General features: G+C 50.4%; 21 protein-coding genes, 1 tRNA gene and 1 pseudogene. 8 read left to right on the top strand and 15 right to left on the bottom strand.

Going from position 1 to position 25296, the window contains the following annotated elements; genetic code table 11:
* Positions 1–209: 209 nt before the first annotated feature.
* Positions 210–1016, top strand: a complete 807-nt coding sequence (locus tag RJP21_RS10450) for a lipase family protein (protein ID WP_310859205.1) — start codon at positions 210–212, stop codon at positions 1014–1016.
* A 230-nt stretch (positions 1017–1246) separates the two neighbouring features.
* Here the strand turns inward: RJP21_RS10450 and RJP21_RS31260 are convergent, their stop codons facing one another.
* The 5 genes and pseudogenes from RJP21_RS31260 to RJP21_RS10425 all read right to left on the bottom strand — a co-directional run bounded on the left by RJP21_RS31260 (position 1247) and on the right by RJP21_RS10425 (position 5938).
* Entirely contained in the window at positions 1247–2200 is a 954-nt protein-coding gene (locus RJP21_RS31260) for a DUF4822 domain-containing protein (RefSeq protein ID WP_483874786.1), read from the bottom strand.
* Between the two features lie 36 nt (positions 2201–2236).
* Positions 2237–2587: pseudogene (locus RJP21_RS31445) on the bottom strand (S-layer homology domain-containing protein); the annotation flags it as partial.
* A gap of 289 nt (positions 2588–2876) precedes the next feature.
* Positions 2877–3572, bottom strand: coding sequence for a response regulator transcription factor (locus RJP21_RS10435; protein ID WP_310859204.1), 696 nt, complete (start codon positions 3570–3572; stop codon positions 2877–2879).
* Positions 3547–5049: a sensor histidine kinase gene (locus RJP21_RS10430; RefSeq protein WP_310859203.1), complete on the bottom strand. Its 1503-nt coding sequence runs from the start codon at positions 5047–5049 to the stop codon at positions 3547–3549. Before RJP21_RS10430 ends, RJP21_RS10435 begins: the two co-directional genes overlap by 26 nt.
* Positions 5050–5053: 4 nt before the next feature.
* Positions 5054–5938, bottom strand: a complete 885-nt coding sequence (locus tag RJP21_RS10425) for a LysR family transcriptional regulator (protein ID WP_310859202.1) — start codon at positions 5936–5938, stop codon at positions 5054–5056.
* A 219-nt stretch (positions 5939–6157) separates the two neighbouring features.
* Between RJP21_RS10425 and RJP21_RS10420 the strand changes: the two genes are divergently transcribed.
* Entirely contained in the window at positions 6158–7369 is a 1212-nt protein-coding gene (locus tag RJP21_RS10420) for an MFS transporter (RefSeq protein WP_310859201.1), read from the top strand.
* Positions 7370–7505: 136 nt separating this feature from the next.
* Here the strand turns inward: RJP21_RS10420 and RJP21_RS10415 are convergent, their stop codons facing one another.
* Positions 7506–8102 (bottom strand): ankyrin repeat domain-containing protein, encoded by a 597-nt coding sequence (locus tag RJP21_RS10415; RefSeq protein WP_310859462.1) that lies wholly within the window; start codon positions 8100–8102, stop codon positions 7506–7508.
* 387 nt (positions 8103–8489) lie between these two features.
* Between RJP21_RS10415 and RJP21_RS10410 the strand changes: the two genes are divergently transcribed.
* Complete coding sequence (locus tag RJP21_RS10410) at positions 8490–9098, top strand: YjgB family protein (protein ID WP_310859200.1); 609 nt, start codon at positions 8490–8492, stop codon at positions 9096–9098.
* Between the two features lie 67 nt (positions 9099–9165).
* Here RJP21_RS10410 and RJP21_RS10405 read toward each other — a convergent pair whose 3' ends face one another.
* From RJP21_RS10405 to RJP21_RS10395, 3 genes are all read right to left on the bottom strand, one after another.
* Positions 9166–9702 (bottom strand): hypothetical protein, encoded by a 537-nt coding sequence (locus RJP21_RS10405; protein WP_310859199.1) that lies wholly within the window; start codon positions 9700–9702, stop codon positions 9166–9168.
* A gap of 166 nt (positions 9703–9868) precedes the next feature.
* A tRNA-Pro gene (locus RJP21_RS10400) sits at positions 9869–9942 on the bottom strand.
* A gap of 154 nt (positions 9943–10096) precedes the next feature.
* Positions 10097–11560, bottom strand: coding sequence for a sulfatase family protein (locus RJP21_RS10395; RefSeq protein ID WP_310859198.1), 1464 nt, complete (start codon positions 11558–11560; stop codon positions 10097–10099).
* 300 nt (positions 11561–11860) lie between these two features.
* Here RJP21_RS10395 and RJP21_RS10390 point away from each other — a divergent pair, with 300 nt between their 5' ends.
* A complete protein-coding gene (locus RJP21_RS10390) occupies positions 11861–12664 on the top strand; it encodes an AraC family transcriptional regulator (RefSeq protein WP_310859197.1) in 804 nt (267 codons plus the stop codon).
* Between the two features lie 26 nt (positions 12665–12690).
* Here the strand turns inward: RJP21_RS10390 and RJP21_RS10385 are convergent, their stop codons facing one another.
* A complete protein-coding gene (locus RJP21_RS10385; RefSeq protein ID WP_160044356.1) occupies positions 12691–13095 on the bottom strand; it encodes a PH domain-containing protein in 405 nt (134 codons plus the stop codon).
* Between the two features lie 299 nt (positions 13096–13394).
* On the opposite strand from RJP21_RS10385, the gene RJP21_RS10380 reads away from it, so the two are divergent.
* Positions 13395–14243 (top strand): hypothetical protein, encoded by an 849-nt coding sequence (locus RJP21_RS10380; protein ID WP_310859196.1) that lies wholly within the window; start codon positions 13395–13397, stop codon positions 14241–14243.
* Between the two features lie 151 nt (positions 14244–14394).
* Here RJP21_RS10380 and RJP21_RS10375 read toward each other — a convergent pair whose 3' ends face one another.
* The gene (locus RJP21_RS10375) at positions 14395–16671 is read right to left on the bottom strand and encodes an ATP-binding cassette domain-containing protein (protein WP_310859195.1); all 2277 of its coding nucleotides are present in this window, start codon (positions 16669–16671) and stop codon (positions 14395–14397) included.
* A gap of 104 nt (positions 16672–16775) precedes the next feature.
* Here RJP21_RS10375 and RJP21_RS10370 point away from each other — a divergent pair, with 104 nt between their 5' ends.
* Together RJP21_RS10370 and RJP21_RS10365 are read left to right on the top strand one after the other, a co-directional pair.
* Entirely contained in the window at positions 16776–17717 is a 942-nt protein-coding gene (locus RJP21_RS10370) for a helix-turn-helix transcriptional regulator (RefSeq protein ID WP_310859194.1), read from the top strand.
* Between the two features lie 953 nt (positions 17718–18670).
* Positions 18671–18868: a hypothetical protein gene (locus RJP21_RS10365; RefSeq protein WP_310859193.1), complete on the top strand. Its 198-nt coding sequence runs from the start codon at positions 18671–18673 to the stop codon at positions 18866–18868.
* Between the two features lie 94 nt (positions 18869–18962).
* Here the strand turns inward: RJP21_RS10365 and RJP21_RS10360 are convergent, their stop codons facing one another.
* From RJP21_RS10360 to RJP21_RS10350, 3 genes are all read right to left on the bottom strand, one after another.
* The gene (locus RJP21_RS10360) at positions 18963–19739 is read right to left on the bottom strand and encodes a nucleotidyltransferase domain-containing protein (protein WP_310859192.1); all 777 of its coding nucleotides are present in this window, start codon (positions 19737–19739) and stop codon (positions 18963–18965) included.
* Between the two features lie 22 nt (positions 19740–19761).
* Positions 19762–20193: a helix-turn-helix domain-containing protein gene (locus RJP21_RS10355; protein WP_310859191.1), complete on the bottom strand. Its 432-nt coding sequence runs from the start codon at positions 20191–20193 to the stop codon at positions 19762–19764.
* Positions 20194–20360: 167 nt separating this feature from the next.
* Positions 20361–21548: a GIY-YIG nuclease family protein gene (locus RJP21_RS10350; RefSeq protein ID WP_310859190.1), complete on the bottom strand. Its 1188-nt coding sequence runs from the start codon at positions 21546–21548 to the stop codon at positions 20361–20363.
* A 241-nt stretch (positions 21549–21789) separates the two neighbouring features.
* On the opposite strand from RJP21_RS10350, the gene RJP21_RS10345 reads away from it, so the two are divergent.
* Positions 21790–22575: a hypothetical protein gene (locus tag RJP21_RS10345; RefSeq protein WP_310859189.1), complete on the top strand. Its 786-nt coding sequence runs from the start codon at positions 21790–21792 to the stop codon at positions 22573–22575.
* Positions 22576–22760: 185 nt separating this feature from the next.
* Here RJP21_RS10345 and RJP21_RS10340 read toward each other — a convergent pair whose 3' ends face one another.
* Positions 22761–25019, bottom strand: coding sequence for a hypothetical protein (locus RJP21_RS10340; protein ID WP_310859188.1), 2259 nt, complete (start codon positions 25017–25019; stop codon positions 22761–22763).
* Positions 25020–25296: the final 277 nt, after the last annotated feature.

Below are 25296 nucleotides of genomic sequence, written 5' to 3'. Positions count from 1 at the left end.
CTGCTCCATCGCTTCCTCGGCGGATATCATCACTTTCCGGATGTCGAATTTCATATCATCACCCCCCAAATAAGAGAGTTCGTGTATCTATAATACCTTCCATTAAAATTAAAGTCAACTCCAATCGACTGCTTTCCATGTTCTTTCGTCGCATAGGCACCTATTTCCTTCCCCTCTAATATGGTATAGAAGAGAAAGGCGGGGTGGGTATGGGCGTGAATTCGGACCAGGAAAAGCGGGCAATTTTTCTCGCTGCCGTATGCGGACAGACTTATGCGCAATTTAATCACCCGGACGGCTTTTTTGTCGTTCCGGCAAACTATACGGTCGCGGATGTGATCGAAGCCAAGTCCATTACGGGGGTATGGGAACGTTTTGGCTTCATTCTCGACGCGCCGCAGGAAATCGTCATTGCGTTTCGCGGAACCAGTTCCACCGGCAATTGGATTTCGGACGTGATCGCTTCGCAAAAAAGCTTCAAATACGTGAAGGAACAATGTCTCACGCATCGCGGGTTCACCGGCATATACGCCTCAGCCCGCAGCCAAGTGATGTCTGCCCTTTCGCGAATGTCCCCGGACAAAACGCTGTACGTTACCGGCCACAGCCTGGGTGCGGCCCTTGCGACGTTATGCGCGATCGACGTCGCGGCCAACACCCGCTTCGCTTCTCCGATCCTGTTTACATACGGCTCTCCGCGGGTAGGCGATCCGGCGTTTGCCAAAGTGTTTCCCAAGTACGTTCGCAGCAGCTGGCGAACCTGCAACCTGTTCGACGTCGTCACCCACGCCCCGCCCCCCGTGTACAAACTGCCTAAACGCGATAAAAAATATTATTACAGTCACGTTCCCGCTTCTTCGCCTCTGACGTTCCAAAACGGATCGATCGGCGGAAACCACGTCATCAGCAGCTATTTCGCGGAGCTTTCCAAACTTCAGCCACAGTTCGCGGAGTTGATGTGCTTGGCAAACCCCGGCTTTTGCCCGGTCGCGACCGAGCCGAAACAAGAGGAGTAGAGCATTTCAGGTTCATGGGGCTGCAAAATTAAAAGCGCCGGCGGCCGGGAATACCATCCCGGATGAATCCGTTTCCGCGGCGCTTTTTCTAGTTACATGTCGACGGCAGGATCCCTGACGCCGCTGTTTTTCAATTCCACATATTTTAAACGAATCGGGCTTTCGGCGGTCTATGCAAATTTACCGTACGGGACATCTCTTTGGGCTCCTTGCCGTCTTATTGAATATTTTTAGAAAGTGAATTTCGGATTCAAGCTGCCTTGATACGGCTCATGTTCGACGAATACGGTGATATCTTTGCCGTCTTTGTCTTTACCCGTTCTTTTATACGTAAATTTATTGTCATTCAGCTCAGTAAGCTCCAGAACGGCGCCATACTTGCTCTTTCCAATGGAAACATGGGCTCTGATTTTATTTTCGTGCGCAATATCGAAGTAGCCGTAATCACCGCGGCTTTCGCCTGTTTTTACGTTGAAGAACTCATATTGGTTGATTTTGTCGTCGAATTTCGCCAGGCTTATAAAATTGGAATTAAACGCGGTGACATCATTGCCGTTTTCATCCCATACCTTTGTTCCGTTCCAAAGCGTGCCGCCTAAAATTCGATCTCCATCAACGTCTTTGACGATATCGCCGGTAATCGAATTCAACGGTTTGTCCGGATCGGTAAAAGCAAGCTTCTTCCCTTGATAAGGAACATGCTCGATAAACACCTCCACATCGTTGCCCTGTGCGTCTTTGCCCAATCTTTTATAAGTAAAGACATCTTTATTTAGCTCCGTTATGTCCACGACAGCCTGGTAGTTCATCGATTCCGAAATTAATATTCTCTTTTTCCCGTCGTTCGTAACAAAAAATGTGCCTTTGTCGCCGCGGCTTTCACCTGTCTTGGCGTCGAAAAATTCATATCTTCCGGATTTCGCGTCATATTTGGCCAGACCGATGAAGTTTGCATTCTCTTTCGTCAAGTCGTTATGATTTTTGTCGTATACTCTCGTCCCCTGCCAATCGGTGCTGCCAAGGATATTAGCCATTTCCTGACCTTTCGTGAGTTTCGCCTTTGGCGAAAGCATCGCTTCATGCGCCATGTTCAGCAGATAGGCCGCTTGACCGCGCGTGGCATGGCTTCCACTTGCATAGAAGCGTTCCGCCCAAGAGGTCACGGTATTCACATCGCTATTCAGCGCATTGGACACGATCTGCACCAATTCGTCGCCTGTTACCGTGCCGCGCGGGTCAAAACGGCCGTCCTTCGCCTGCATGATGTCTTGTCCTACAAGCTCGGCAGCGTAATCATAATACCAGAGGCCGGGGCTTGCATCCGCGAAGCTTGCCGGCGACTTGGCCTTGCCTTGAAGTCCGAACGCCTCCACGACCATTTTCGCCAGCTCCGCGCGGGTAATCGCCTTCTGAATCCCCATGGAGCCGTCTTCGTAACCTTGCATGGCATGAAGTTTGGCAAGCCCGTTTACAGCTTGTTGTATCTCCTCCGCGGAGAGCTTTGCGGGAGCGCTTTCCGCATGCAGGGCGTTAATCGGGAGCGCAGCCGTTCCCAACGCGGCCGTCAGCATGATGGCAGCCCATTTCGCAGCATATTTATTCATAGGGTTGTCCTCCTTTAAATCAACGAAAATCGTTGTTTGGTGTATACGTTTATCATAAAGGGGACATCTAAAATCCCAAGAAACCGGGGATTAACGTTTTCGAAACAAAATATTAAAAATTTCTAAACAAGATGCCTGCACAAATCCAAAGAGCGACTTTCCATCAGCAAAATATAGCGCGAAACGGTTGCGTTCGCCTATATATTGGACCAGGGAGCGGCCGGCATCGAATTTTGCAAAATCCCGAAACCGCAGACTACACCGAGAAACGGTATCCCGCGCCCCAAACCGTTTCGATATACTGCGGATCGGAAGGATCGGTTTCGATCTTTTCCCGCAGCTTGCGGACATGCACCGTTACGGTCGCGATATCTCCGCTGGAATCGAGCCCCCAGATTCGTTCGAACAGCTCCTGTTTGCTGAAGACATGGTTCGGATGGCTCGCCAGAAACTCCAGCAGGTCGAATTCGCGGGTCGTGATCGCCACCTCCCGGCTGCGCACGAACACCCGCCGCGCAGCTTGATCGATCACGAGCCCCCGGATATGAATTTCGTTTTTTTGTGCGGGATGCCGTTTGCCAAGAAGCCGCTCGTACCTCGTCAGATGCGCTTTGGCTCTCGCCACCAGTTCGCTCGGACTGAACGGTTTCGTGATGTAGTCGTCGGCGCCGAGGTTAAACGCCCGGATTTTGTCGATCTCCTCTTTTTTGGCGGAAACGATCAAAATCGGCACTTCCTTGTTCCGCCTGATTTGATGGCATAATTCGAAGCCGTTCGTGCCGGGAAGCTGCAGATCGACGATAATGAGATTGTAAGCGCCGTTCAGAGCCAGCCGCAATCCTTCGTCCCCCGTATGGCATAAATCGACGTCATAACCGTTTAATTCGAAGTAATCCCGCTCCAATTGGGCGATCGTCACCTCGTCTTCAATGATGAGTATGCGCGCCGTCATAACTGCCCACGCTCCCTTCTTTTGTCGTCCGTTTCAGGGTGAAAAACAGGCTTGTGCCTTTTCCCGGTTCGCTTTCCGCCCAAATGCGCCCTCCATGTCCTTCGATGATCTGCTTCGCAATCGCCAGTCCCAGTCCGCTGCCGCCCATGGCGGAATTACGCGATCTCTCCGCCCGGTAAAAACGGTCGAAAATATGGGGCATGTCTTCAGGGGAGATCCCCATCCCGTTATCCCGTATTTGGACGGCAGCCCATTCGGCGGAAGCTTGTACGGAAACGGCAATGTTTTTTTGCGGCTTATCCATAAAATGCTGGGCATTGCCGATAATATTGAACACGGTGCGCTTCAATTTTTCCAGATCGGCCATGACCGGAATGCCGCGTTCCGGGCGCCCGTTCCATTGCAGCGCAATGCCTTTTGCCTCCATGGCATAATGCAGCTCGTCGATGCAGTCATCCAAAAAGCGAACGATGTCCACGCGATCGAAAGTGAAAGGAACCTGTTTTAAATCCAGCTTGGAATACAGGAACAGCTCATCGACGAGCTTGTCCAAATCGACGGCTTTGCTGTAAATGATGTTGACGTATTTGTCCATTTTTTCCGGGGTGTCCGCAACCCCGTCGCGTATGCCCTCGATGTAGCCTTTGATATTCGTGATGGGCGTGCGCAAATCATGCGAGATGTTGGAGATCAGCTCTTTGCGGTTCTCTTCATCCTGCAGCCTCAGTTGGACGGATTCCAGAAGCCTCTTCCTCATATTTTCAAACGCTTCGTTTAATTGTCCGATCTCGTCCCTGGTGCGCGTATCGAGCGAAAACCGGAGGTTTCCTTCCTGGATGTGTTCGGCCGAATGGCGCAGCTTGTCCAGCGGCCTGACGACGCTGCGGGTGATCCAGCGGTATAACAGCGCGTTCGCAACCACGATCACGCCGATCAAGGCCAAGATCAATACCGGGAGGAGCCTGCGCGTCACTTCGCCGAACGGACTCCGTTCGCGGATGACGAACACGCTCCCTTTGGCCCCGTCCGCAAAGCGGAAATCGTATTTGGCATAGGCGTAAAACCGTTCGCCGATGTTAAACGTATTGCGGATCTGATTGTTGTTCAGATCGTAAGCGGGCAAATGTCGATGAAGTGCAGGCTGGTTAAACGTTTGCGATTCGAACACTTGGCTGTTTTCCCTGCGTACGTAAAGTCCGGCCCTGACGGTTTTGAGCTTAAAATCATAGTCCTTCAGCTGGTTGATGTCCAGCAGCCCGTCCGGATCGTTTTTTGCCATATATTTCAGTTCCAAAAAAATCGATTCCTCCTGCTCCGTCAGCGGGTTCAATTGATAATGAACCTTGTAAAAATCCCTTAGGCTGTGAACATCGCCCGTTGCCGCGATCGTGAACAGGCCGGCGGTCAGGACGAACACCAGCAGGCTGACGACAAGCATGCCCGTATAAGAGAGCAATAATTTGATCCGAATCGACACGCCTTCACCCCCGTGGCTGAAAATAATCTTGGATGCGTTCCATAAAAGCCTTCGCCGCTTGACCTAAATACCGGTCCGAGCGGTAGATGATCGACAGGTTGCGGCATGGCGCGCCGCCATGAATGCGTATCGTATGAAGTGCAGCATCGTTCATCTGCCGGATGAGCGGATACGGCTGCACGGTGGCGCCGAGGCCTTCCTTGACCAGGTTGATGATGGAAGTGGCCGAGCTCGTTTCCAAAATGGATTGAAGCCGGAAACCATGGGGCCGCACCGCTTCCTCCACCAACTCCCGTCCCATGAATCCTTCGGGGTATATGATCATCGGCACGTCCTTCAGCTCCTCGATCCCGATACTTGTCCGGCTGGCCAACGGATGTTTAACCGATACGGTCAGCACGTACTCCTCGGTGCATAACGGAATGGAGACGATATGCTCCGTTTGGGGCACGTTCGTGCCGACCCCGATATCCACTTCGCTTTCAAGCACCTGCCGTAAAATGTCGATCGACGCGATCACCGTCAGTTTCACTTGCGGAAAATCGCGATGAAAATCGACGACAAGCCTTGTGATCCGGTAATCAAGATCGGACGGCATAATCCCGACCTTGATTGTCCCGCCTTGGATATGGCGCAAATCGGCAATCGAATCTTTGACGTTTTGCAGCGTATCCATGATCGCGGTCGCATTGCGCAGCAGCAGCTCGCCTGCTTCGGTAAGCATAATTTTTTTGCCGATCCGGTCAAACAGCGGCATCTGCAGCTCATCCTCCAGCGCCCGGATCTGCTGGCTGAGCGTCGGCTGGGATACCCCGATGTTTTCCGCAGCCTTCGTAAAATGCATCTCCTCGCAGACTGCCATAAAATAATGAAGCTGGCGAATTTCCAAACCACTTCACTCGCTTTCATTCATAATACTAATGATCATATTCAAAACGATCATGTACAGCAATCGTAAAATATAACGTCCGGACGTTTGGAAAGCCGTTTCATTCGAGAAACGAATCATATTCATAGAAACAATAATATTGATCAATCAAAGCGAGCCTTATACACTGGATTAGATCTGATTCTCAACATAGAACATTTTGGATGGAGATGGTACACCATGCGTTTTGTTTATCTGATTGCCGCGCTTTTTTTGGCTTCCCTTAATTTGCGCCCTGTCATTACTTCGGTCTCCCCGCTGCTGCGAACGATCCAGGATTCCCTCGGCATGAGCGGAGCCGAAGCCAGCCTGCTGACCTCGTTGCCGGTGTTGTGCATGGGCTTTTTTGCGCCGGCTGCGGTTAGGCTGAGCAACCGCTTCAGCATCGAGCGGACGATCGCGTATAGCCTCTTGCTGATCGGCGCCGCCACGGCTGCGAGGTATTACGCCCATGACGCATGGCTGATGCTGCTGACCGCTTTTCTGGCGGGTGCCGGCATTGCCGTCATCGGACCGCTTTTGTCGGGATTCATCAAAAAGAATTTTTCCAATCCGTCGGCAATCGTCGGCGTTTATTCCATGGCCATGGTCGTGGGAGCGGCTTTGGGATCCGGTTTTTCCGTACCGCTTCAAAACGCGTTGGGCCATTCCTGGCAGGCTTCCACCGCCTCGTGGGCGGTGCTGGCCGTCGTCGCGCTGTTCATCTGGTGGAGACCCGTCAAAAAGACGGCCGCCGCAGCCGGCTCCGCTGCCGTCCATTCCGTAAAGTCGGCGCCGCCCCTAGGCACAAAGCTGCCGTTAAAAAGCAAACGGGCCTGGCTGTTGACCAGCTTTTTCGGAATGATGGCCTTCATGTTTTATTCGCTCACCGCCTGGCTGCCTCCAATCGTGCAGGAACAAGGGTACGACAAACATACGGCGGGCTTGATTTTGACCTTGTTCACGCTGATCCAGATCCCGGTCAGTTTTGTGCTGCCCATTCTGGTCAGCCGATTTCAGCATCGCGTGGTTTGGCTCGTCGGCTGTGCATCCATGGAACTTGTCGGACTGGCGCTCACCCTGCTTCACGTGACGCCTTGGGTAACCTGCATCATTCTCGGCATCGGCGCGGGAGGGCTGTTCCCCATGGCGTTAATGCTGCCGATCGACGAATCGTCGAACATGGACGAAGCCAACGCGCTTTCGGCCATGACGCAATCCGGCGGTTATATTTTCGCTTCGCTCGGGCCTCTCTGCGTCGGTTTTATCCATGATCGCGCGGGGAATTTCCCGCCGGCGCTTTTCGGATTGATGGCCGTGGTGGCGATCATGATTTTCATTCAGCTTAAAATAGGCAACCGGAAAAACAGAACGCTTCGCCCTGCCGATCGGACGGCGGTAAACCGCGGTTAATTCGGGCTGCACGATTGGCAGCACCCATCAATAGAAAGAAACATCCGATCCGCATCAAGATCAAGCGAAAAAGCGAACGGGGTATCCGTTCGCTTTTTTTCCGAGGCTGGGGTTATCTAACGCGCTCCCGTTTCCATTACCTTTCCGCCCCCGCCGCTCTTAAAATTTGTTCAATTTCCCGGTATCCGCGTCTTTGGGCATGCTGCAGCGGAGTTACGCCCTCGCCGTCGGCAAGGTGCACATCGGCTCCATGGTCAACCAGCAGCTGAACGATCCGCTGATGTTCGTCGCCCCCGCTTCCCAGAATGATCGCTTCCAAAAGCGCGGTCCAATGTAAATTGTTGATATGGTTCACGTCGACGTCCGACCGTGTAAGCAGCTCTTTGACGACTTCGACATGGCCGCGTTCCGAAGCGGGAATCAACGCCGTCCCGCCGTACCGGTTCGTCAGCTTCGTATTCGCCTCGGCGTCGATCGCAAGTTTCAGGATGTCCAGCAGACCTTCCGCTCCGGCATACAGAAATACGTTGTTCAGGTTATGATCGCGAACGTTGATGTCCGCGCCATGTTCGATCAGCGCTTTTACCGTATCAATCTTGTTATTGTAAGTTGCCGCCATGACGGCCGTTCTGCCGCGTTCATCCGTCGCATCGATGTCGGCCCCTTCTTGGAGCAGCTTCAACACGTTGTCCGTGTCTCCGTTTTGCGCCGACAAAATCAGTTGCTGATCCATCGTGGTCACCTTCTTTTCGTTTGTTTGGATTTCGCTTGGGACGCGCTGCGTGAGCGCGGGGTCCGAAGCGCATCCGGAAAACACGGCCAAAGCAATGATCGGCACCCAATATCGATGCATCCCGGTCACTCCTTTCCTTGCATACGATGCTATCATGAATAACCCTATATGAAAAATATTCAAATCATAATATTTTCTTAGGTTTTTCATATAATATAGGCCTGCAACATCCTTTCGTTCCTTTCCGGGTATCAAAACTGAAATTCCGTTTTCATGACTTCGTAACCCAAAACCTCTCAATCTCGACTATGATTGAAACGAACCCGATGACATTCATTAGATAAAAAGAACATGCCATCAAGCATGCGATAAGGAGAGGACACAACGATGCCAAATAAGAAGATGCTTCCTAAAAAGATGAAAAGAGCCGTGCTGGCTTTTGCCGTTGCGGGTGCCGCTTGCTTCGGCGCTTTGGGCAGCAGCCATGCTTTGTTCCCTATTCCTCAAGCCCACGCCGCCTCGAAAACAACCGCGGGGGATTATGCCGCCGAAAATGCGCTCAAAACGCTAAACAGCTTTTACAAACCTGCCTTGAAAGGACAATTTCCCGGCGCCGTAAGCGGGCTGACGATCGGAAAAAGCACCAAGCAAAACGTCATCCAAAAAATCGGCGAACCTACCGTTCCCGGCAAAAGTTCAGGCGCTTTCGACGTATACGGCGCAGATATGGGCAATCCCGGTTACGCCTTCTCATATCAACAAAATAAAATCCGCGAAATGCGTTATTTCGGAACCAATGTGGAACGCCAAACCAACATCGGCGGCATCACGATCAGCATGCTGAAGCAGAACTGGTATGCGCCGAATGCCGTCTCCACGTTCAAAAACGGCAAAAAGACACAAACCAAACTTACCTATATCCGTGGAGATTATAAGCTGGAATTCATTTTCAACAGCAGCAAAGACCTCGACCATATTAACCTGACGGCCAAATAACAAAAAAATCCTCTTCGTCCTGTTGACGATAGAGGATTTTTGTTTTCAGAAATGGAACCGGCTTCGGTTACCGCACGGATTTCAGATCCCTGATGATGATATCGAATCTGTCGTTTATGTACTTCAAACCGTCTTGAACCTTTTTATTGAATTCCTCGCTGCTCATCCGGTCCTTTCCGGCCAAATGCGTTTTGATCATCGCGATCATGTTCCGCTTGTATTGATCCACTTCTTTTAACTGGTTGTTGCTTGTTTTTTTGGCGTCGTTCACTTTTTTCGTGCAGGATTTTTTAGCGCTCAACAGCGTTTTCCGATCCTGGTCCCGTACCGCTTTCGCTTGGGCAATCGACTCCTTCGAAGCTTTGCTCTTGACCAGGCTGTTGTATTGCGCGATGGAAGCTTTGGATTTGGCGGTCAGCGATGGCAATTCCGTGCATAGGGCTGCATAAAGCGCTTTTTGCGCTTCTCTCACTTCCTTGACCCTGTCTTTGTAATCTTCGAAATACAGCTTCTCCACGGATGTGGTCGACACGCTAGCCGCAAACGCGCCTTGGTACGGCAGCATGATGAGCAGCAAAATCATTAATGCGATCGTTTTTTTCATTTCCTCTATTAATCCTCCCATGCAGTGTTACTAACATCATAGGACAGCTAGCAAAATATTACAATGGCCCATTGCGATTTTTACACGTTTTTTGTCGAATCTGATATTATGAAAAAAGACAACTTCCATCAGGGTTTATCCCAAACGGTTGTTGTCTTTGCCGTGATCGAGACGACAGGATTTGAACCTGCGACCTCTTGCTCCCGAAGCAAGCGCTCTACCAAGCTGAGCCACGTCTCGTTGACGTAAAGCTTATACCATAATTTTTACTCGGATTTTACATTTTGTAAAGGGGCTATGTGAAAAATTCACAAATCGAACACAGTAAAAAACCAACGAGCAAAACAAGCCGCTTGTCCATGTTCCATGAATCAAACGGCTTGTTGTTCCATGTTTATTTCGAAAATTCCCGCGGATGCCTTCTCATCAGCTCTTCCACCGCATCGCCGCGGCCTGTCTTCTTCAGCCGTTCGATATACATAGGCAAATGCCCTTTGGCATGATACGGGCCGCCTTCCTTCATGACCGTCCACAGCGGATCCACGTCGAACTTCATCGTCTCCATCATATGGTCATGCCATTCATTCAGACGATAAACCGCCTCCATGCAGAGATCCCGGCGCTGCTGCGCCAAATTATGCTGCTCATGCGGATCTTCCGCAACGTTATACAGCATCTCCTTATCGAATAAATGATAGCCGTCATGATAGGTTCGGATGTACAGCCAATCCCCGAAGCGTACGCTTCGCTGGCACACATGGGCGCACTGCGATACGACCAGATAGTCGCGGCCCGATGGTTCGCCCCGCATAAGCGTGTTTGCGTAACTGACGCCATCCCAGCTCGGCGCCGGCGATACGTTCAGCAGTTCGGCTATTGTCGGAGGCAGGTCCAGATGATAGTGAAGCGCCGTGTCCACAACGCCGCTTTGCATGCCTGGCCAGCGGATGATCATTGGGATGCGGCAGGTCCCCTGGTCCGCGGTTCCATGTTCACCGTAAATGCCGAGCTCGCCCATGTTTTCGCCATGATCGGCCGTAATGATGATCACCGTATCTTCCATCATTCCTTTTTCCTCCATGAGCCGGAAGATCGAGCCGATATGCTCATCCATATGACGGACGCCGCAGTCATAACCGTCAATCATTTTCCTCAAATCCTGCATCGATCGGATCTCGCCGGGATGGCGGGGAAACCGGGGCGTCGTATCGCTGTTGTACATATTGATTTCGTTTGCGCCATGCGGACCTACTTTTTTCTTGTGGGCCTCAAGCACTTCCTCGGTGATCCATCCGGGCAACGGATCGTGTTCGAACGGATTGCCGAACGAGTCTGGTGCGCGGTACGGGGTGTGCGGATCCCAATAGTTTACATACAGCATCCATTGGTCCTGATCCGCATTGCGCTCGAGCCAATCCAGCACGGTCGGCGTTACCTCTTCGGCCGATTCCATCCCGGATTTGCCCGTGTTGTAGATTTCATTGAATCCCGCGTAGAACGTCCAGGCCGAATGCCGCTCGCCGAACGGACTGACAAGCGCGGTCTTCATCCCCGCCCTGCGGAACAGCGCCGGAAAGCTTTCCGTCGTCAGCCTGTCATGAAAATCCCGGTCGATCCCCTCATGCCTTACGTCGGCAGCGGTTCCGCCATGGCCCACGACGCCGTTGTGAATGCCGAATCTTCCCGTCATGAGCGCCGTCCGCGACGGAAAACAAGGCGCATCGGAAGTATAATATTGATCGAACCGGACCCCTTCCGCAGCGATTTTGTCGATGTTCGGCGAGGTATTCCGGTGGTATCCGTAACATCCCAGATGATCCGGTCTCGTTGAATCCAAGTCAAGCAGCAATACTCTCATATAACCCATCCTTTCCCCGTTTTTAGATGAATTATAGGCTACGGGCGGTCCGGTCGTCATGTACATTTCTCCACCGTTTTTTCGCCGAATCCGCGGTTTCCCGTCAAACAACTTGCGAAGTGTTCTTTTACCTTTGAACTATAAAACTTTAAAAAGGCTTGCTCTGGATTTTGCCATATCCGGAAGTTAATAATTGTACTTTTCTACGATTTTAGTGGAACAAAATACGAAAAAAGGCCGTTTACCGGCCCGTTTGATTATGTTAGGGTTTGATATGGAAGGTTAAAGGAGGCGGGATTTATGTTCGAATTGACCAGCGTAAACTTCGATAACCATATTCCCCATTGGCATACGCAGCTTGAAGCGATCGGATACAACGTGCTTTCGATCGTTCAGGAAGGAAAAGTCCGCTACGACATCAACGGGGAAGAAGCGATCGGGGAAAAAAATGACGTGTTGTTCATACCGATGTCAACCCGCAGATCCGGCGGCAATTGGATGGGTACCACCCACCAAAAGTATACGATTTTGTTTACGTACGACCCATCCCTGAAAACGGGAATCCCGTTTCTGGACCAGCGGAAGTTCGCGAAATTTCGCATGAAGGAAGCCCGCCATATTTTCAGCCGCTGCGACAAGCTGCTTGAGGAAATGAGGGGCGGCAAAAGCTACCGCTCCATCATCTGTTTGGGCATTTTCCAGGAGCTGCTCGGCATGCTTGCCCGCGAATCGGAAAAGCCCGGGGAGCTGACGCCAAGCAAGCTGAAATATGCCGAAACGATAAAAAAGCATCTGCTTGCGCATTACCGCGAACCGGTCGAAATCGGTCATTTGGCAACCCTTGTCGGCCGTTCCCCCAATTATGTGACGACTCTTTTCAAGGAAGTCTGCGGCCATTCCCCCATCCGGTACATGCATCAGCTGCGCATCCTCGAAGCCTGCAGCCTGCTGCTGAGCTCAACGATGACGGTGGCCGACATCTCGCAATATTTGGGATATTACGATACTTCCTATTTTTGCAGGATATTCAAACAGCTGGCCGGCATGTCCCCTACCGAATATGCAAAACGCGGCAATCTCGCCGATATGCCCAAGTTTTTTTAAGCTCCGACATCTCGCGCCCCGCAAACTCAGTTGAAAAACTCGCCTTGATCGACAGAGCTCAAAATGTTGGCCGCCGTCCGCACCGGGCTCAAGTTTCCGGTCAAATCCGTGACGATTTTGTCGATTTGCGCATATACCTTCCGCGGTTGCTTGACCGAAACGAGAACTTTGACCGGCGTATCCACGTCGGCCACGTTCAAATGGATGGAACCGCAGCCGAAAATCCGCTGCCAAAAGGGCAGCACCAAACTTTTATCCAATACTTTGTAAAAATCCAGCTCGTCTTCGACGAGCGAGAAAAATCCCCGCCGGGTAACCAGCCTCTTTTCATATACGAAATATTTGGTGAACGAAAGCGGCAGCCCGAATATGGTGCATTTCCGCCCAGACCAGATCAAGGCTCCGCGCGTTGCCGACTCCTGTCCCGTCATACCATCCTCTCCTATCCGCTGCAATTTGGATCATAACGCATATTACGTGCGGCATCCGATCCCGTTTCATCATGATAACAGCTTTTTGATGATTAGGCACCTCCATGCGCCAATTCTGCGGTTGCACAACGCTCCTTGTCCGCAGAAACGGAACACCTTGAGCTAAAGCCTACTTCCTTTTTGTTCAACAGCCACCTATGTTCCCGCCCTTTTCCCTTTCGTCTTGAAGTGAAAATAATTGACCACCATGCAATTTATCTATACACTCAACCTATGGAATATAAAGGGAGGAGACACATATGGGAGTAGAGGCATCAGCAACGAATACCAACGTAGACACGTTAGTGACTATGCTTCGTATGGCTTTTTCTTTTGAAAATTGGGATAATCTCATCATTTTGGCGGATGAGCTGCTGGATAAAGTGTACGGCCCATACAGGGATCCTTCGGATCAACCTAAACCTGTCATGGAAAAACCATTGGTTTATTATTTGGGGTATTGCAATCTCATGAAAGGCGTAGCCTATCAAAAAAAGAAACTTTATAAAGAAGCGATGGAATGTATCGATCAATATAGAGATTTAAGCCTGTTTTCGGACGGGAGCGAAAGCAACAAAAACATCATCGAGGATTTCAGCTTTTTCGCCAAAGCCAACTCGTATACCGTCGAAATTTTGTCCGGCAACACCGCCAGCATCGAAGAATATGCGTTGTTCATCCAACAATATCCTTCCGAAACGCTTCCGGGTTTGGTTACGATTTTGGAATGCGCCAACAAGCATGACCTCGATGTGGGCGGCATCGTGAGCCCATTGCTCGAATATATCAAAAGGTTGAACCATGCGGACATGAATCCGACCGACCGCTCCTATTATCTTTCGATTTTGTACCTGTTTTCGATCTACCATTTCAAAAAAAATAACTATAAAGAAGCCATTGATTTTACTATACAATCTTTAATATTTTCTGATAAAATTGATGATGACCAGCATTTCAAGAAATCCGTAGCATTATTTGAAGTTTATAGGTCACACGCTACGAAGCATCAAAGAGATACATACGCTGCTGTGTTAAAAAATTATCTAATGGGAGTGATCGAACATGAAGAAGGCTTTTCTCTCGACAATGATCGTAATGGGTCTGCTTAGCTTGAGCTTGACAACGTTGGCGCCAACGTCCTCCGGCACCGGTATCCAGCCATTGAACCACGGTGTGGGCTACGACGGCCGATAATACTTTCGACTCCGGAACATGGCTCTCACGGGCGGAACTTCGTGCCCATGAGAGCCTTCCGCGTTTTTATCCATCCCCCAGATGTTTTTTCAAATACCTTCCCGTGATCGACGCTTCGCAATGGATGATATCTTCCGGTTTCCCGACAAATACCACCTCTCCCCCTTCCTGTCCCGCTCCTGGACCCAGATCGATTACCCAGTCGGCCTGACGGATCAAATCGAGTTGATGCTCGATGACGATAAGCGTGCTTCCTTGATCGGTCAATCGGTTCAGCGTCCGCATCAGATGCCGGATATCGGCCAAATGAAGTCCCGTCGTCGGCTCGTCCAAAACGTACATGTCTCCACGATGTTCCATTTCCCTTGCAAGCTTGACGCGCTGTAGCTCTCCTCCGGACAACGTGCTGAGCGGCTGGCCCAGCGTCAAATAGGCTGCTCCCGCATCGCGCAAACGGGCAAGGATCGCCGATATTTCAGGTTCCGCAAAAAAACCGCTCGCTTCTTCCACGGTCATGTTGAGCACGTCGCTAATGTTTTTGCCGCTTAGCGTATACGATAGCACCTCTTTCTTGAACCTTCGTCCCCCGCATGCTTCGCACACCGTTTCAATGGCATCCATAAAGGCCAAATCGGTCGTCACCGTGCCGGTCCCTTTGCATTCCGGACATGCTCCTTGGGAGTTGAAGCTGAACAGGGAAACATCCGTTTGATTTTGTTTGGCGAAAAGGCTCCGGATCGGATCGAACATGCCGGTAAACGTCGCGATATTCGACCGGCTTGAAGCATGAACGGCATCCTGGTTGATGAAAATCGCATCGGGCGCATATCGCGGGAGAACCTGATGAATGAGCGTGCTTTTTCCCGACCCCGCCACCCCGGTGACAACGGTCATCACGCCTTTGGGGATTTGAACGCTGACGTTTTTCAGATTATGCAGGTTCGCGTCCCGGATGGATAACCATCCGGTCGGCTGCCGGGGTTCCTTTTTTAAGGCCGGTTTCTCTCTTAGGCATCGTCCCGTCAATGTATTTGACGCCAATAACCCTTTATACTCGCCTTCGTAAACCACGTTCCCGCCATGGATACCCGCATAAGGGCCCATATCGATGATGTGGTCGGCAATGCGGATGACATCCGGATCATGTTCAACGATGATTACGGTGTTTCCTTTGTCCCGTAATTGCTTGAGCATCTCGTTGATTCGATGAACGTCATGCGGATGAAGGCCGGTGCTCGGCTCGTCGAAAATGTAGGCAAGATCGGTCAGGCTGCTTCCGAGTTGGCGGACCATCTTGATGCGCTGGGATTCCCCGCCCGACAACGTGGCCGTCTCACGGTTTAATGACAAGTATCCCATTCCGATCGAAAGCATCTGCTGTAAGCGCTGCTTGACAGCCTCCGTGATGGTGGATGCCCGCGGATCATCGATCCCGCCCACAAAACCGATCAAATCGCTGACGGGCATGGCTGCGCAGTCGGCAATGTTTTTTCCATTGATCCGGCATTTCCGCACATCGGCGTTTAATCGGGCTCCGCCGCATTCCGGGCACATCCCGTATCTGACCACATGGTCGATCGCTTCCTTGTACAGGTCGGAATCCCTTGATTCCTTGCTCAGAAAGCTGCGAATGATTCTGGGAACGATCCCCTCGTACTTCGCGGTAGGCGGCCATCCTTCCGTCGGATGGGGAGGTTTGAAGCCGGACTTGTACAGCAGCGTGTCCCACTCTTCCTCCGTGAAATCCTTCAGCTTTTTGTCATTGTCGAACAGTCCCGAGCAGACGTAACGCTTCCAGCGGAAATCCCCGGGCCGGAACGTCGGAAAGAGGATCGCCCCTTCGTTTAATGACTTCTCCCGGTCGATCAGCCGGCCGACGTCGATTTCCTTGGCAACCCCCAGCCCTTCGCATTTCGGGCACATGCCCTTTGGATTGTTGAACGAAAAGGTGTCGGCTTCCCCGACGAAGGGCTGCCCGATCCGGGAAAACAACAGGCGCAGCAAAGCGTAAATATCGGTGATCGTGCCGACGGTCGACCGCGAATTTCCGCCGATCCGCTTCTGGTTTATCACGATGGCTGCGGGCAGTTGACGGATGGCGTCCACGTTCGGCTGCCCGTAATGGGGCAAACGGTGGCGGACAAAGCTCGAATAGGTCTCGTTCAGCTGGCGCTGGGATTCCGCCGCAATCGTATCGAATACGACCGCCGATTTGCCGGAACCAGAAACACCGGTAAAGACCGTGATTTGCCTCTTCGGTACGGATAAGCTGATGCCCTTTAAGTTTTTTTGGCGCGCTCCGACAATCCGGATGTATTCTTGTTCTTCTTTTTGCCGCTTCATTGGCTGTACACCTCTCTCGTCCTTTGACGGTTTGTCACCCCTAGCATATACTTTAAACATGACAGTAACTGTCAAGTTTTATCAAAAAACCGGTGGAGGAGCACATGTCAAAAACGAAGCTGTTGTTCGACCTCATCATGTACGTCAATTCCAAACGGAATTTCACGGCGCAGGACGTCGCCGATGAATTCGGAGTTTCTGTCCGGACGGCGCATCGCTATTTAATGGAAATTGAGGAATTGGGGGTGCCGATCTATACCGAGCAGGGACGAAACGGCGGTTACCGCACGTTGAAAAACCGGGTGCTGCCGCCGGTATCGTTTGACGAAAACGAGGCGCTCGCCATTTTTTTCGCTTTCCGTTCGCTCCGGCATTACGAATCGCTTCCCTTTGATGCGGACATCGACTCCGCTTCGCGAAAGCTGTTTGCCCTCCTCCCGGAGGACGTCAAGCCCAAAGTAAGCCGCCTTGAGCACGTGCTGTCTTTTTGGAATCCGAAACGAAGCGTTAAAGCCCCCTTTTTAAAAGATCTGATCGACGCGGCCGTCGAAAGACGGATCGTAACCATAACGTATCTGTCCAAAAACGGAAGCAAGTCAAGGGATGTCGTGCCGATCGGTGTATACGCCAATGACGGCTTGTGGTACATGCCCGCCTTCGATATGGGCAGACGCATGGTTCAGCTGTTCCGCGTTGACCGTATAGAGTCGCTTCAAGTCACGGAGGAGACCTATGAAGTTCAAACGGAGCTTGCGGAATGGCTCGAACATTATACGGTAACGTCCCCTGTGAGGCTTTGGGTGGAATTGACCCGGGAAGGCTTGCGCCAATGCCAAAGCAGCCCCTGGTTCGATCCCGTGCCGCTCGAGAAAGAGGGCGAGAACGGAACGGCAGGCATAATCGATACGATGATCGACCGCAACGATATCGGGTTTACCGCCGCATTTTTCGCCGGTTTGGGGAAAGAAGCCAAAGTCATTGAACCGCGGGAAATCATTGACCGCATCCGAAGCTCCGCCCAAACGCTCATTCAACATTATTCATGACGCGATGCACGGACCGTAAACAGGCAAAGTCTCGCATGGGGGCTTACAATATATCAAAAAAGCGGGTGAAAGATAGAATGCTTTATTTCAAAGCGAAAAGGCAAATCTTTTGATAGACAGCATTTCGGAAGTTGTCCCCCTCCATGGAGGATTTGGTACAATCTTTCTGAGGTGAAAATAATGAATGGAAATAAAGTGTTTATTATTATGATTGTTATTTTGGCGTTAATAATCATTGTCGCTTTAGCAGGAATACGACTTTTTGATTCAATTGGTCGTCCTACTCAAATATAAGATTTAGGCAAAAAGTATCCCTCCTGATATGGATAAGCTAACCCTTAACCCGTATAAACTCGTTCTTCGTAAAGTTTTCTCCACGGTAGTACATGCACCTCAAGGCTCCTCTTTGCTTTTCGCAAAATGTGTACCCATCTTCCAATCCTAGGTGGAAATTTATCGCTCCTTTGTTATTTGGGGGACAGAGGCAGGGTTATGCCTCTATCCGGGTATTTATGGTTAAACAACCAAATTCCGTGCTATATTCGATTTGGAGGTGCATCCATGAGTGGTAAAAAGCTAGTTCTCTTGATTGTGTCTATATGTGTGTTTGGATTAATAGGTGTCTATGGGTTGATATATTTGATCGTATGGTTTGCTTTTAATTCATAATATCGGCTCCGGCTTATCCGTTCATATCTCCCTTGCTTAAATTGGGAGCTTCCGTAAACCTTCCTGGCTTAAATGTTTATTTGCTTTTGATAGCGTTTCTTATACATAGAGGAGTTGGTTGATTTGGGTATCGCTTTTTGGCTTGTTTTGGTTATTGGCATCGTTGTAATTGGCGGACTTTTTAGTGTTAAAAAACGTAAGTGACATGGAGGCTTGTCCCCTCCAGTGTTAAAATGTAACTAATTGCATATCGTTGCGTTATATATCAAAAGGAGTTGATTCGCATGGCTTTGACACTGTTTGGTATTTTTGTATTTGCTTATGGTCTATTTGCGATCTTAAGACCAAATGCAAGGTGGTTTGGTGGATTTGGCGATCCGTATGCGACAACTAAACGTTTAAAGTTCACTCGGATTCGCGGTATTTTGTCCATAATTCTGGGTGCGCTTTTTATCTTGGAAGTTATCCTAAACAGGCATTAAACAGCACCTTGGGTATAAAGAAAGGATATACTGCATTACTTTTTTATTCGGATAAAAAAGCCGATCTCCCGATCGGCCTCCCAAGGCGTTTGTTCTATCCGAAATTCCAAACGATTTTCAAATACTTCCGGTACAGCTCGTCCAGCCGCTCCGTCGGATCTTCCAAATCGGATTGAGCCGACTTCGCGAATGCGGTCAAATGCTCCATTTCCCGCTCGACGAAATCGTTGATGACATCCACCCGCTTCTCGAGATGTAATTCTTCGCCGGCCATTTTCCGGCGTAACAGGTCTTCGATGGCTGTTTTTAGCGAAGGTTCCGTTACGAGATCGCAAACGAGATCCTGGAACAAAATCGGCGGATTCGCATTGTATTTTTCGATCCATTTGCAGGCAAGAAGCGGCCTGAGGACGTAAAAATACTTTTTGATCCTGACCTCTTCTCCCTGCAAATATTGCCGAAAGTTCCCTTGCGCCATGTGCAGATAGTGATGTACCGACGCTTTAGGAGAAAATACGCGGTCTCTTAAAGCAAGCATCTCCCCTTTGAAACCGTAAGCCTCATAATACGAAATATCCGAAACAAGCCATTCCAGCAGCGGCGGGTTCGATTTCCGAAACAGCTTCAGCGCTTTCCGGATATCCCAGCCGCTCATGTCCAATTGGTCGTTGATCGGCATTTCGATGACGTCCCGCTTTTCGTCGATGGACAAATACCATTCCGGACGATGGATATAGACAAACCGCACATCGTAATCGCTGTCCTGGGACGGAAACCCCCAGGCCCGGCTGCCGGATTCGACGGCGAACAATATTTTTACCCCATGTTCCCGTTCGATGTCATGGATTTTTTCTGCAATTATTTGTTTCAAGCGATGTACTCTCCTATCCGTGTTAAACCCTTTGATCGCCCGCAAACGCCTTTTTAGCGGCAAACGCCTTTTTTGCGCCTGGGCCAGGTTCCCGTTTTCTTATAGTCGATTCGTTTCCGGGGATCCCTCCATTTACCGTTTCCCGGATTGTTTCGATGATGCGCGACTGCTCCCGCACGATGCGCTGCAGCCGCTTCATCTCCCGCTCGGCCTGCATCAACCTGCTTTTCGAATGGAACTCGAATCCCGTAATAAGCCAATCCAGCGAAACCCGGTATGTATCGGAAAGCTTGGCAAGTGACAGCAGGTCCGGCTCCGACTGAGCCGTCTCGTATAAGCCGAGGGTATCCGGCTGGATTTGCGTTCGCCAATACACTTCATTTTTCGTCAATTTGCGGTTGATTCTGGCCGTTTTTAATCGTTCTCCCATATCTTCGAGCTGCGTTTTTGCCATAAAGCCAAACCCCACATTTCTTTATGAGATGGTAGACTTCTTCGCCGACACGCGCCACGAGTCTTTTCCTGTCCTCTTGCTTTTTAAGGCATGTTTTTCCGGTTGCCGGCTTCATAATATATAACTCCGGAAACAGGGCCGAGGTTATGATGTTTGAGTAAATTCACTTATAACTTATGCTTTTCATCTTCTGTCAGGTTGTCCGAAAATAATGCACGCATCGCATCGCTTAGTTCTGCGGACGATTCCGAATCAAGCCAGGCATCCGGAATGAGCGCCGTTTGGCCGGGATGGCTTTGCACATAGCTGTAAATAATCTGGGCTTCATCGATTTCATCCCTGCTTATTTCGGAAGCGTACGCGCTTGTATCCTGCTTAAAACAGGCCCGAGCGAGCACCTCCGCCTCCATTATTAATTGCTCCTTCTCCCGATCGCTTCCAATCGGATAGACGCGGCTGAAGAGGACGGTATGCCTTTTGACGAAAAACAGCTTGATCGTATTCATGTCTAACTGTTCGTATAAGACCACATTGGGGTTGTTTCCGGCAAATCCGATGACTTTCTCTTTTTGTTCCAGGAAGCGGATGGATTGCAGCACATCCCTGTACTTGGCGGCCGATTCAAAATCAAACCGTTCCGCCGCTTCCGCCATGTTCCCTTCCAGTTCTTCGCACAAGCTTCGGTCGGTCCCTTTCAGCAGTCCGATCAAACGGTTCATCTGCCAGTGGTATTTCTTCAGTTGATCCCCTCCCATGCACATCCCCAAGCATAAGCCGATCGAATGGTTCAAACAGGGAGCGTTTGCCGCGGCCGCGGGACTGCAGCCGATTTTCAAGCATTCGAGAATGGTTTGCACCGCTTTTTCAACCGCCGTTTGACTTGCGGGATAAGGCCCGAAAACGTCGTCTCCCGGGGCTGGCTGCAGATGGGGGGACGTTTCGAAATGGCGCAGCCCCGCAGACGCCGGGATGATGATGTACGAATACGAGGCGGGATTTTTCATTTTGCGGTTATACATAGGTTTAAACTTGTGAATGAGGCTGCATTCCAGCAAAAAGGCTTCGAATTCGGTATCCGTGCGGATGATTTCCAATTCCTTGACATGCCGGACGAGCTTTTGGATTTTCGGCGCGTGGGACTTGGATTGGTGGAAATACGAATTTACCCGGTTTTTTAGATGTTTGGACTTTCCGACGTACAGAATTCCGCCCCCGGCGTCTTTCATGATGTACACGCCGGGAGCGCCGGGAAGGCTCCGAAGCTTGTCTTTCATCTCCGCGCTAAGGGCGTGTCCAGGCTGAAGATTTCCGTACGTCCGGCGGCCGACTGAAGCGTTTGTGTAGTGTTCATTCATACTCATCCCCCCTTCGTAACGTAATCCTTAATATTTGATTTCTACGAACATTGCTAGAGTTGGACGGCATTTGACGTTTCCAAGTTTCATTCCTTCCTAATCTTTCTTTTTCGTCATCATTTTTCTTCCTTTTTTTCCATATATTTATTGACCCATCATCAAACATCTAGTATGATATATACAATTCCTGTAAGTAATAGGAGGTGAAGTCAAAATAGACGAAGTTATCGAAATCGATAAGATGGACCTGGACGTAGTCACGAAAATGCTGAAAATGACTTATTCCTTCGAATTATGGGACAAGCTGTTGGAATTATCGGATTCGCTCTACAAGCGGGTTCAAGACATCTATGAATACCGCCGCGACATCTCCGATCAATACACAAAGCCCTCCCGGCATCTGGTTTACTATTATGGATATAGTTTACTGATGAAAGGCCTTGCTTACAAGGAGCTTGAACATTACGGGGAAGCTTTGAGATGTATCGATCAATATTCCGATCTAAGCTGGTTTAAGCCGCTGGACGAGGAAGCATTGCGGGAGGTTCGCTATTACAAGTACATCTCGGAACCTAATCGGCTGGAAGTGCTGCTGCTTTCGGGCGAAACCGACATCCTCCGCCACTACGTAGAATTTTTGCGCAATAATCCCAAAGAAGTATTGCCAGGCTTAATGTCGATCATTAAAACGGCCAACAAGTTCAACCTCAACATCGATCACGAGCTCACGCTGTTCTCCCAGCATATTTCCGACCTGTTGAACAACAGTTCGCAAGGCGTGATCGATACATCGTATCTTCATAATTTCCTGCTAGGCATCATCAAGTACAAAATCGCCCACTCCGATTACAAGGCTGCCATCGATTACACGTTAAGGCTGCTCACCTCTACCGACAAGCTTGAAAACGACAAATTCTACAAGCAGGCTGTTGTGTATTTTGAATCCCTTCGACAATTTGCTAGCGCGGAACAAGTTGACCATTTTCATTTGCATATTACCAATATTATGGAAAGGGTTGTGATTTAAATGAAAAAATTCATTCTGTCCGCAGTTCTCGTATTGTCTGTCGCTATCGCCATTCCAGTCTCCGCCGCTCCCGGCACAGGCACCATCGCTCCGCTGGATCACGGCGCAGAACATTAATCTGTCATAAGATCACGTTAAGACAAGAAAAATCATCTGCAGAGCGGATTTCTGCAGATGATTTTTTGTTACTCATTCACCGCATACTGAACGATGACAGCTTCATGAGACCGTTCGTCATAAGCGATCCATAGTTCGTCCCCGACGACTACCCCATACGACGGCTCGATCGACTGCTCGATCGCATACTCCTCTCCGTTTCGCAATGCGGTTATGCGGGCGTACGGCCGATCGCCGGTCGTTCCCGCAAACGAAACGGCCGTTACTTTGGCGCTTCCCTGTTTGCCCTGCAGCAGCCGGATTTCTTTTTCAAACTCATCCTTTTTGACGGATGCCGGCAGGATCGCTCCCACATGAACATCAATCCCCAGGGGAACGAATTGGCTGTTCATTTTGCGCAGCCGCTCCTCGCCGTAACTTATCAGCGTCTCGAACACCATCAGCCGCCGGTCGCCGATCGTCACGTCGCAAGGCCTGATCCGGGTAATCTCCCCTTGCACGGAAAGCCTCTCCGAATCGTTCGGACGGAGCCCGCTTCCATAACCGTACAAACGGATCATCCCCCCGATATGAATAAGCGACGCCGTTTCCCCTGTTTGATATTCAAAACCCGGCGCCTGCACGACGGGAATCGTATAGATGTTAGCTCCGGCTTCAAAATGAAGCAGCAGCGCGTTTCCCCGCAGCGCATTTCCGTAAACGTCGATCCGTTTCAAAACGGCGTCTTCGATGATCTCGGGCTCCGCATTTTCCGGAACATCGGCGGAGGTCAGAAACATCGCTTTGTTTTTGCTGCGGTTGTAGCTAATCATGACCGGATCTCCCACGCCGACGGGATGCAAATAAGAGACGACTTTTTTGATCGTGGCTTCCTTCATCCGGCCTTCATCTTGAAAACGAACCGTAAATCGGACCAAAGGCTGGTTATTGACAAACGTGCCCGTTTCGGTCATGGACGCAATGGTCCCTGAAATGGCGATGCCTTGCTCCAGCTTTCGTTTGCGGGACGCGTTCAGCAGCGGCGGCAGGACAGCCAATGAACCGAACATAAACACCGGAATGATAACCCAGATCGCCCAATTGACAACGAGCGCATCTCCCTGTTTGAGGTAATCGACAAAGCTGTGAAAGGATTTGCGGTATTCTTCCTTGCCAAGCACCCAAGATCGAAACGTCTCGCCGTTTAGTACGTTAAAAGCCCCCTCACGGATGTTCATCCATCCAGCGGAGTCTCGCGAATTTGAATAAAATAATTGCTCGTCTCCCGCTTCCTTGTAGAAATAAATTTCGTCGCTGTTCAGCTCATCGTATGGAATCAAAGAAACGAGCGCCGAAACGTCCGTAAAGCTCTTCTTTTTTTCATCGTACACATATCCCAGAACATGGCCTTCAGCTTCATCTTTGGTTGTGGAACCGGCAATCAGCGTCTCATCGTCGTTCAGAGAAAACAGATGCGCCTGGTATACCGGCATGGGCGTCGGAAGCACATTTCCCTGCTTTTTTGCCGCCGTGTCATAGGTTCGAACCTGCTTGGGATAATCGGAGTCCACTTGGAGCAGGTTGGTGTCGTTTAGGCCGAACCGGGCGGCGAATTGGCGGGCGGCATGTTCTTCCGCTTCGAAGGAGGTTTCGTTTTCTTTTTGGATATACGCAAGGGGGAGCTGCTGCGGGTTGAATATTCCGCTGACGTATGCCGTCCGGCCGTCATGCAGATCCACCTCGAACATGGGCACGGCCGCATCGCTTTTGAAGCTCCCCGTCACATCCCGGATGTAAGTCGCTCTGGATGGCAGCAGATTTTTTTGGTTCAGATCGGCCTTTTGCAGCTTCCCTCGATCCATCCGGGCAATAAACGGGACGTTGCCGGGGGTTTGGCCGGAAATGATGACTTTCCCCTTCCATAAATGCACGCTGCTGTCCAGAAATCCCGACATTTCAATCGTTCCTTGCGCCAGCTCCTTCACGCCACCCTCGGCATCGACCACGTTGACGTTTACCCGGCTGCCATCATCTAAAGTAATAAAAATCAAACGCCCGTCCTGGTAAAAGGAGGAGAACTGTTTATGTATGTTGGACTGGAGCGGTACTTCCTTCAGCAGTTTCTTGGTTTTGACGTCATACAATTCCCCTTTTAATCCTGTATCGTCGTCTTCTTCAATGGACATTACCCTGCTGCCGCGGTCCAGAAAAAACAGGCTACGGTCGGACGACGCCGCGTTTGTCGCGCCCGCCTCCATCCTGCTGGAATAATCGTTCCATACCATAAAGCTCAACACGATCGCCGGAATAAAAAACACCGAATTAAACAGAGCTATAGCTCTCTTCACTCAATCCTCTCCTTTATTTCTCCCATGAAGTACGCAAAATGATGAACCCCCTCCATTCTAGTTAAACTAACACGTGGCCTTCTTCGACATGATGCACTGTCCCCGTAACAAACCCGTATTGGGCAAGGTATAAGAACTGCATAAAACGGTCCCCAGCATACACTTTCTCCTCTCTCTGGGCATTCTTTTTCTATCGATATTGATATGAAATGGCGAATCATCTTGAAATCACAGGCCCGGCGGGCGATGCCGCTGTGCTTTCCGCTGACGTTTACAA

This window comes from Paenibacillus sp. VCA1 (assembly GCF_031583795.1).
Taxonomy (GTDB): Bacteria; Bacillota; Bacilli; order Paenibacillales; family Paenibacillaceae; genus Paenibacillus_AQ; species Paenibacillus_AQ albilobatus.
This window is presented reverse-complemented; position numbering and strand designations above follow the sequence as displayed.

Excerpts from the sequence above, each read along its gene's own strand:
- RJP21_RS10385 (WP_160044356.1), bottom strand. The coding sequence starts at position 13,095 with ATGACGGGACAGGAGTCGGCAACGCGCGGAGCCTTGATCTGGTCTGGG.
- RJP21_RS10415 (WP_310859462.1), bottom strand. The coding sequence starts at position 8,102 with ATGGATCAGCAACTGATTTTGTCGGCGCAAAACGGAGACACGGACAAC.
- RJP21_RS10345 (WP_310859189.1), top strand. The coding sequence starts at position 21,790 with ATGGACCTGGACGTAGTCACGAAAATGCTGAAAATGACTTATTCCTTC.
- RJP21_RS10390 (WP_310859197.1), top strand. The coding sequence starts at position 11,861 with ATGTTCGAATTGACCAGCGTAAACTTCGATAACCATATTCCCCATTGG.
- RJP21_RS10370 (WP_310859194.1), top strand. The coding sequence starts at position 16,776 with ATGTCAAAAACGAAGCTGTTGTTCGACCTCATCATGTACGTCAATTCC.
- RJP21_RS10405 (WP_310859199.1), bottom strand. The coding sequence starts at position 9,702 with ATGAAAAAAACGATCGCATTAATGATTTTGCTGCTCATCATGCTGCCG.
- RJP21_RS10420 (WP_310859201.1), top strand. The coding sequence starts at position 6,158 with ATGCGTTTTGTTTATCTGATTGCCGCGCTTTTTTTGGCTTCCCTTAAT.
- RJP21_RS10450 (WP_310859205.1), top strand. The coding sequence starts at position 210 with ATGGGCGTGAATTCGGACCAGGAAAAGCGGGCAATTTTTCTCGCTGCC.
- RJP21_RS10365 (WP_310859193.1), top strand. The coding sequence starts at position 18,671 with ATGGCTTTGACACTGTTTGGTATTTTTGTATTTGCTTATGGTCTATTT.
- RJP21_RS10410 (WP_310859200.1), top strand. The coding sequence starts at position 8,490 with ATGCCAAATAAGAAGATGCTTCCTAAAAAGATGAAAAGAGCCGTGCTG.
- RJP21_RS10395 (WP_310859198.1), bottom strand. The coding sequence starts at position 11,560 with ATGAGAGTATTGCTGCTTGACTTGGATTCAACGAGACCGGATCATCTG.
- RJP21_RS10375 (WP_310859195.1), bottom strand. The coding sequence starts at position 16,671 with ATGAAGCGGCAAAAAGAAGAACAAGAATACATCCGGATTGTCGGAGCG.
- RJP21_RS10355 (WP_310859191.1), bottom strand. The coding sequence starts at position 20,193 with ATGGCAAAAACGCAGCTCGAAGATATGGGAGAACGATTAAAAACGGCC.
- RJP21_RS10350 (WP_310859190.1), bottom strand. The coding sequence starts at position 21,548 with ATGAATGAACACTACACAAACGCTTCAGTCGGCCGCCGGACGTACGGA.
- RJP21_RS10380 (WP_310859196.1), top strand. The coding sequence starts at position 13,395 with ATGGGAGTAGAGGCATCAGCAACGAATACCAACGTAGACACGTTAGTG.
- RJP21_RS10435 (WP_310859204.1), bottom strand. The coding sequence starts at position 3,572 with ATGACGGCGCGCATACTCATCATTGAAGACGAGGTGACGATCGCCCAA.